Source organism: Streptomyces sp. (assembly GCF_031178505.1).
Lineage (GTDB): Bacteria > Actinomycetota > Actinomycetes > Streptomycetales > Streptomycetaceae > Streptomyces > Streptomyces gulbargensis.
The window spans coordinates 1-6,924 of record NZ_JAPSIW010000357.1 but is presented as its reverse complement, the minus strand read 5'-3'; the positions used below and the strand labels follow the sequence as shown (position 1 = coordinate 6,924).

The window sequence follows — 6,924 nt, the reverse complement described above, 5'->3', positions numbered from 1 at the left end:
GGCGCGCAGTGCCTCCGCACGGCCCCGGGCGGGCGGGCGCCCCGGGAGCTGCACCACCACCGCCTCGTGCAGCAGTGAGCCGCATCCGTCCGGGTCGCCCGCGTCGAGGTAGTCGTAGAGCAGCCGGACGTGATCGGCGCCCGCGGCGGTCAGCAGATCCACCGGCTCCGCCCCTCCCCTCGGTAGCGTCCTCGTGTCGTCATGGCTGTTCAACGGCGCCCACCCCTTTCCCCTTCCCGTCCACGATGCGGCGCCCGCCCAACTCCCTGTTATCGCCCGCTTATCGCGACAGGGATCTTCACGGCATGGACAGGACAGGGAGGGATGTGGAGACTGTCTTCACTCGATCCTGGCGTCCCGGCGTGTACCTGCGCGGTCCGGTCCTGTCCGGTGCTGTCCGGCGTGTCGACTCATCTGTTGCGTGGGGGAATCAGTGGCTGCTGCCGACGGCGGGTTAACGGATCAGGGCGGCCCGGACGGGCCCCGGCTCACCTTCCGGGTCCTGGGACCGCTGCAGGTCCAGGGGGCCGCCGGGCCGCTGCGCGTGCCTCCGGGCCGGCAGGAGGTGATCCTCGCCGCACTGCTCCTGGAGAGCAACAGGGTCGTCAGCACCAGTCAGCTCGTCGACCTCATCTGGGAGGACAACCCGCCGGAGACGGCCCGTACCCAGGTCCAGATCTGCGTCTCCCGGCTGCGGAAGATGCTCGCCGGCGCCGACGGCGAGGTCTCCCTCGTCACCCGGCCGCCCGGCTACGTCCTCCACACCGGCGCCGACAACGTCGACGCCGCCCTCTTCACGGCCCTCGTCCAGCGTGCCCGCACGCTCGGCGAGACCGGGCGCCCCGAGGAAGCGGTGGGGATCCTGAGATCGGCCGTCACCCTGTGGCAGGGGGACTGCCTCACCGGTCTCGACTCCGGCCCGCTCGCCAACAAGGCACGCCGGCTCAACGAGGAACGGCTCGCCGCCGTCGAACTCCGCATCCGGCTCGAACTCGAACTCGGCCATCACGACCGGCTCGTGAGCGAACTCCAGATGCTCACCCATGAACACCCCCTGCGCGAGAAGCTCCACGGGCAGCTCATCCAGGCCCTGTACTGGTCGGGCCGCCAGGCCGAGGCCCTGGCGGCCTTCCGCGCCGCCCGCCGCTACCTCGCCGAGGAACTCGGCCTCGAACCCAGCCGCGAACTGCGCGACCTCGAGGCCGCCATCCTCGCCGGGGAACTCCCGCGCCCCGCCGCCCCGTCCACCGGCGCCGCCCCGCCCGCCGCCCGCCCGGGCGAGGAACCGGAGAAGGCGGCGGAGGCATCCGCCGCCGACAGGGCACCGGCGCCCGCCGCCGCATCCGTACGCCACGACACCGTGCCGCATCAACTCCCCGCCGACACTGCCGACTTCGTCGCGGACGCGCAGCGGCTCGCCGCCCTGGAGAAGGCGCTCACCGGCGGCGACGGACGGGCCACCGTCGGACTCGCCGCCATCACCGGCAAACCCGGCACCGGAAAGTCCACCCTCGCCGTCCACGTCGCCCACGCCCTGGCCGAGACCGGCTTCCCCGACGGACAGCTCTACTGCGACCTGCGCGGCACCACCGGCGCCCCCGCCACCCCCGTCGAAGTCCTCGGGCGGTTCCTGCGCGCCCTCGGCATCCCGGGCCAGCTCATCCCCGAATCCCTCGACGAACGCGCCGAGATGTACCGCACCCGTCTCGCCGCCCGCCGCCTCCTCGTGGTCCTGGACGACGCCGCCGGCGAGGGCCAGGTGCTGCCGCTGCTCCCCGGCAGCCGGGGCTGTGCCGTCCTCGTCACCAGCCGCGCCCGCCTCACCGCCCTGCCCGGCGCCCACCGCGTCGAACTCGACGTCCTGGACGAGGACCGTGCCCTGGAACTCCTCGCGCGCATCATCGGCGCGGACCGGGTCGCAGGCGAGGCCGTGGCCGCCGAGGCCCTCGTGCGCACCGTCGGCCGGCTCCCGCTCGCCCTCCGGATCGTCGCCGCCCGCCTCGCCGCCCGCCCGCACTGGACCCTGGCCTCGATGGTGCAGCGGCTCGCCGACGAACGGAACCGGCTGGACGAACTCACCCACGGCGAGATGACGATGCGGGCCAGCCTCTCCCTCACCTACGAGGGACTGGCCCCCGAGGATCGCGGGCTGCTGCGCCTGCTCAGCATGGCGCAGGCCCCCACCCTGCCGAGCTGGCTCGCCGGCGCCCTCCTCGACGACCGCCGCCCCTTCCCCTCCGACCTCATGGAACCCCTCGTCGACGTACAGATGCTCGACGTCGCCGGGGTCGAGCCGACCGGCGGCTTCCGCTACCGCTTCCACGAGATCATCCGCGTCTACGCCCGCGAACAGCTCGCCGCCCAGCACCCGCCCGAGGCCCGGCGGGCCGCCTTCGCCCGCATGGCCGGCGGCTGGATGCACCTGGCCCAGGAGGCCCACCGCAAGGTCTACGGCGGCGACTTCACCGTCCTGCACGGCGACGCCCCCCGCTGGGCGCCGCCCGCCACGTACACCGACGAAACCCTCGCCGACCCGCTGGCCTGGCTCGACGCCGAACAGACCGCCCTGTGCGGCATGGTCGGGCACGCCGCCGAGGAGGGACTGCACGACCTCTGCTGGGACCTCGCCACCTCCCTCGTCACCCTCTTCGAGGTGCGCGGCCACTACGACCTCTGGGAACGGACCCACCTCACCGCCCTCGCCGCCGTCCGCAAGGCGGGCAACCTGCGCGGCACCGCCGCCGTCCGCGCCTCCCTCGGCTCGCTCTACATGAGCCGCAGCCAGTACGACACCGCCCGGCAGGCCCTCACCTCGGCCCTGGACGTCTTCCAGGCCCTCGACGAACCCATGGGCGAGGCACTCTGCCGCCGCGACATGGCCCTCATCGCCCGGACCGGCGGCGACGACGTCACGGCCCTGGAGCTCTACCGGCGCTCCCTCGCCGACTTCGACCGGGCCGGCGACATCGTCGGCCGCGCCATCGTCCTCACCCAGAGCGCCCACATCCGCATGCGGCAGGGCGAGACCGGCCTCGCGCAGCGGCAGCTCGACGAGGCGCTCGACATCTACGAGGGCATCGGATACACGGGCGGTCGCGCCCGGACCCTGCGGCGGGTCGGACAGGTCCTCCTGGAACAGGGGCAGAGCGATCTGGCGGTCCTCACCTTCACGGAGGTGCTGGAACTCTGCCGGGACTCCGGCGACGTGATCGGGGAAGGGCACCTGCTGCGCGATTTGGGCCACGCCTTCGCGATGATGGGGAGGCCGGACCGGGCCCGCGACTTCTACGACCGGGCGGTCGCCGCGCGGGAGCAGATCATGGATTTTAGCGGGGGCGCCCTGGCGCGCCTCGACCTCGCCCGGCTGCTGAAGGAGGAGCCGGGGCGCTCGCGGGAGCTGCTGACGCCCGCGGTCGCGGTGTTCCGGGAGCGGCGGATGACCCGGGAACTGGCGGAGGCGGAGCGGCTGCTCGGCGCCTGCTGAGAGAGGGGAGCCCGCCGGGAGGGGGCGCCGGGCGTGAGCGGGGCGCCGGGATGACGGCCTCGGGGCTCTTCTCGGCGACGATCCGGGCTGCCGCGTCCAGCATCTTGCGGGAGGGGCGCCCGGTGCGCGGAGGGCGTTCACCGCGCGGGCGGGAGATGCGCAAGTCCGCTCGGCCGGGTGACCGGTGCGCTCGTGGCCGGCGCGCGGAGCGGCGTTCAGTCCCAGGGGTTGTTGCCGTCGGTGGTGCCGGTGCCCGTCGCACCCGGGGTGGGGGTGGCCGAGGTGCTCGGGGTGGTGGTGGCCGGGGCGGTCCCGTCGGCCCAGCTCGTCTGGAGACCGGCGCCCGTCACCAGGACGATCAGCGCGGAGGTGACGGCGGCGCGGAGGGCGGTGCGGCGGGTGGCGGTGGTCTTCGACATCGGATTCTCCGTCTCGTCGGGGCTGGCGTTTCCTTCTGACCACCAACGTAGGGAGCAGCGGATTCACCGCACCGACCGCTGTCCTATCCCCCCGCTATCACCGCGCCGCCCCCGGTATCACGCCCACCCGGACCGCTGTCACGTGGCTGCCGGCGGACCCCGTACGGCCCCCGGGGCGGCGCCTCTCCCGGTTAGTGACGCGATGCCCGGTCGATAGGCGGCCTTCGGAGTCTGGGTCCCAGCAGACGGCGAGGTCACCGCCGCGACCGGCCCCGACCAGGCCGGCCGCCGCCCGGGCCCCGCCCCCACCTGACCAGCGGGAGCTCTCCATGACGACCGGTCTCTCCCCCGAGGGCACGACGACGGCCACCGCCGCCCTCGGCACCCTCATCCGCGGACACCGCCTCCGCATCGGGCTCACCCAGCGCGAACTCGCGGACCTCTCCACCATCAGCGTCCGCGCCATCCGGGACCTGGAGAAGGGCAAGGCCCTCCGACCGCGTGCCGAAACGATCCGCCTGATAGCCGACGGGCTGCGTCTCGGCCCCCGTGCCAGGACCGCCCTCGAAGAGGCCGTCCGCCGCGGCCACCACGGCGGCGGCACCCGGCAGCCGCTCCTGGAGCGGTGCGCGCCGCCCGCCCCCCTCCACCCGCTGATCGGCCGTCGGGCCGAGGCCGCCGTCCTCGCCGAGGAGCTGCGCTCCGGCGCCGAACGCCTCGTCACCGTCGTCGGACTGAGCGGTGTCGGCAAGACCCGGCTCGCCCTGGAGACCGCCGCCCGGCTCCACGACGCGGGCTTCCCCGTCCTCTGGCACACCGCCCCCGGGGCCGTCACCGACTCCCTGCGGCCCGACGGCGACCCGCTGCTCGCCCTCACCACCGCCTGCGCCGCCCACCTCCAGGCCCCCGAGCCCCGCACGCACCCCGACGCTGCCGCCGCGTGCGGCACCGGCACGGGGGCGCCGTCCGGCACCGACGCCTCCGACCCGGCCTCCGCCTCCGACCCGGCCTCCGCCTCCGACCCGGCCTCCGCCTCCGCCGACGAGCAGCCGCCCGCCGCCCTCCTCGCCGCGCTCGGGGACCGCGACGCCCTTCTGGTCCTCGACGGCGCCGCGCCGGCCCGGCTCGACTTCCCGCGCCTGACCCGGCTGCTGCGCGAACTCCCCGGCCTGCGCGTCCTCCTCACCGCCGACACCCCCTGGGACGTCCCCGGCGAACGCCTCTTCCTCCTCGCGCCCCTCGACGCCCCGCGGCCCGACGACCCGGCCCGCGCCGACGCCCCCGCCGTACGGTTCCTCCTCGGCCGGATCCGCCAGGTCCGCCCCGACATCGTCCCCGACGAGCGGACCCTCGCCGACGTCGCCTGGGTGGCGCACCGCCTCGACGGGCACCCGCTCGCCCTCGCCGCGGCAGCGTCCTGGCTCACCGTCTGCGACCTGCCCACCCTGCGCGGCATCGTGGAGACCGACCCGGCCGCGCTCCTCGACCACCTCGCCGACGGCCGTTCCGGCTGCCACCTCCGCGACGGAGTCCTCCGCACGCTCGCCCATCTCCCGCCCGGCCCCCGCGAACTCGTCGCCCGCCTGTGCGCGGCGGACGGGGACGACTTCGACCTGGACGAGATCGTCCGGCTCACCGGCCGGTCCCTGCCGGACTGCGGCCGCATGGTCAGGGCGCTGCTCATCGGCGGTGTCATCCGCCCCGGTACCGACCGCGGCCGCTCCGCCTTCCGCGTGCTCCGCGTCGTCCGGGCCCTCGCCGCCCGCCCGGAGGCCGGCCCTGCGACACACGCCGCCTCCCACGGCCCCTCAGGACTCCCGGAACCCCTCGGTTCCACCGCCTCCGCCGTCGCCGCATCCGCTGCCGCCTGACTGCCGCAGCGCCGCCGATCCGCTGCCGTACCGCCGGATCAACTGCCGCTCGGGGCCCACCCGCACGGGTTGTATGGCGAGGGCCGCCCCGGCCGGGATGCCATCCGGGGCCGCCACCACCCTGACGTGACCCCACAGGAGCCCCCATGCCGTTCGACACGCCCGTCGCATCCGCACCGGCCGCCGTGCGGCTGCCGCTCTCCGTGGCCCAGCGGGACATCTGGACGGCCCACCTCCTCGACCCCACCGGCGTCACGTACAACGTCGGCGAGTGCCGGGAGATCGACGGCCCCGTCGACCCCCACCTCATGGCGGCCGCCTGGCGCCGCCTGGTGGAGGAGGCCGACTTCCTGCGCGTCCGCGGCTTCGAGGAGGACGGCGAGCGGGTCTGGCAGCTCCTCGACGCCGACGCGGGCAGCCGCACCCTGCCGTTCACCGACGTCAGCGGCGCGGCCGACCCCGAGGCGGCGGCCTGGGAACTCATCGACGGGCTCATCGGCACGCCCTTCGACCTGACCGGCGAGCCCCCGGTCCGGTGCGCCCTCGTCAAACTGGGGGAGGAACGGTTCTTCTACTTCTACGGCTTCCACCACCTGGTCGTGGACGGCGCCGGTGCCTCCCTGGCCCTCGCCCGGCTCGTCGAGCTGTACGAGCGGGCCGTCGCCGGTGAACCCTGGGGCCCGTCCCCCTTCGGCTCCCTGGCCGACCTCCTGGCCGAGGACGCCGCCTACCGCGCCTCCGAGGAGGCCGCCGCCGACCTCGCCGCCTGGCGCGTCCACCTGGCCGGCGCCCCGGACGCCCCCGCCGACCTCGTCCGGGGCCGCGACCGGGCACCGGCCGCCCACGGCGCCCTGCCCTTCGCCCGGCGCAGCGTCCTCCTCCCGCCCACCGACGCGGACCGGCTCCGTACCGCCGCCCGCGCCGAACGGGTCACCTGGTCCGTCCTCCTCATCGCCCTCTTCGCGGCCTACCTCCATCGCGTCACCGCCCGTGAGGAGCTCGTCATCGCCCTGCCGGTGACCGGCCGCACCAGCCGCACCGCCCGCAGCACCCCCGGCATGATGTCGAACATCGTCCCCCTGCGCCTCGCGGTACGCCCGGGGGACCGGTTCGGCGACCTCGTCCGGACCGTCGCTGCCGAGGTCAAGCA

Annotated in this window: 4 protein-coding genes; 3 read left to right on the top strand and 1 reads right to left on the bottom strand. The window is 75.1% G+C overall.

The annotated features are described in order from the left end of the window. The first annotated feature begins 433 nt into the window (after positions 1–433). Positions 434–3,484, top strand: coding sequence for a BTAD domain-containing putative transcriptional regulator (locus RIF68_RS21795; protein WP_309052972.1), 3,051 nt, complete (start codon positions 434–436; stop codon positions 3,482–3,484). Positions 3,485–3,699: 215 nt separating this feature from the next. Here the strand turns inward: RIF68_RS21795 and RIF68_RS21790 are convergent, their stop codons facing one another. Next, complete coding sequence (locus tag RIF68_RS21790; protein WP_309052971.1) at positions 3,700–3,903, bottom strand: hypothetical protein; 204 nt, start codon at positions 3,901–3,903, stop codon at positions 3,700–3,702. 329 nt (positions 3,904–4,232) lie between these two features. Here RIF68_RS21790 and RIF68_RS21785 point away from each other — a divergent pair, with 329 nt between their 5' ends. After that, positions 4,233–5,774 carry an AAA family ATPase gene (locus tag RIF68_RS21785; protein ID WP_309052970.1) on the top strand — a complete coding sequence of 514 codons (1,542 nt, stop codon included), beginning with the start codon at positions 4,233–4,235 and terminating at the stop codon, positions 5,772–5,774. 146 nt (positions 5,775–5,920) lie between these two features. After that, positions 5,921–6,924, top strand: a 1,004-nt coding sequence (locus tag RIF68_RS21780) for a condensation domain-containing protein (RefSeq protein ID WP_309052969.1), incomplete at its 3' end; no start/stop codon positions are given.

What these genes read in the sequence shown, in the direction of transcription:
- RIF68_RS21790 (WP_309052971.1), bottom strand. Translation starts at nt 3,903, where the DNA reads ATGTCGAAGACCACCGCCACCCGCCGCACCGCCCTCCGCGCCGCCGTC.
- RIF68_RS21785 (WP_309052970.1), top strand. Translation starts at nt 4,233, where the DNA reads ATGACGACCGGTCTCTCCCCCGAGGGCACGACGACGGCCACCGCCGCC.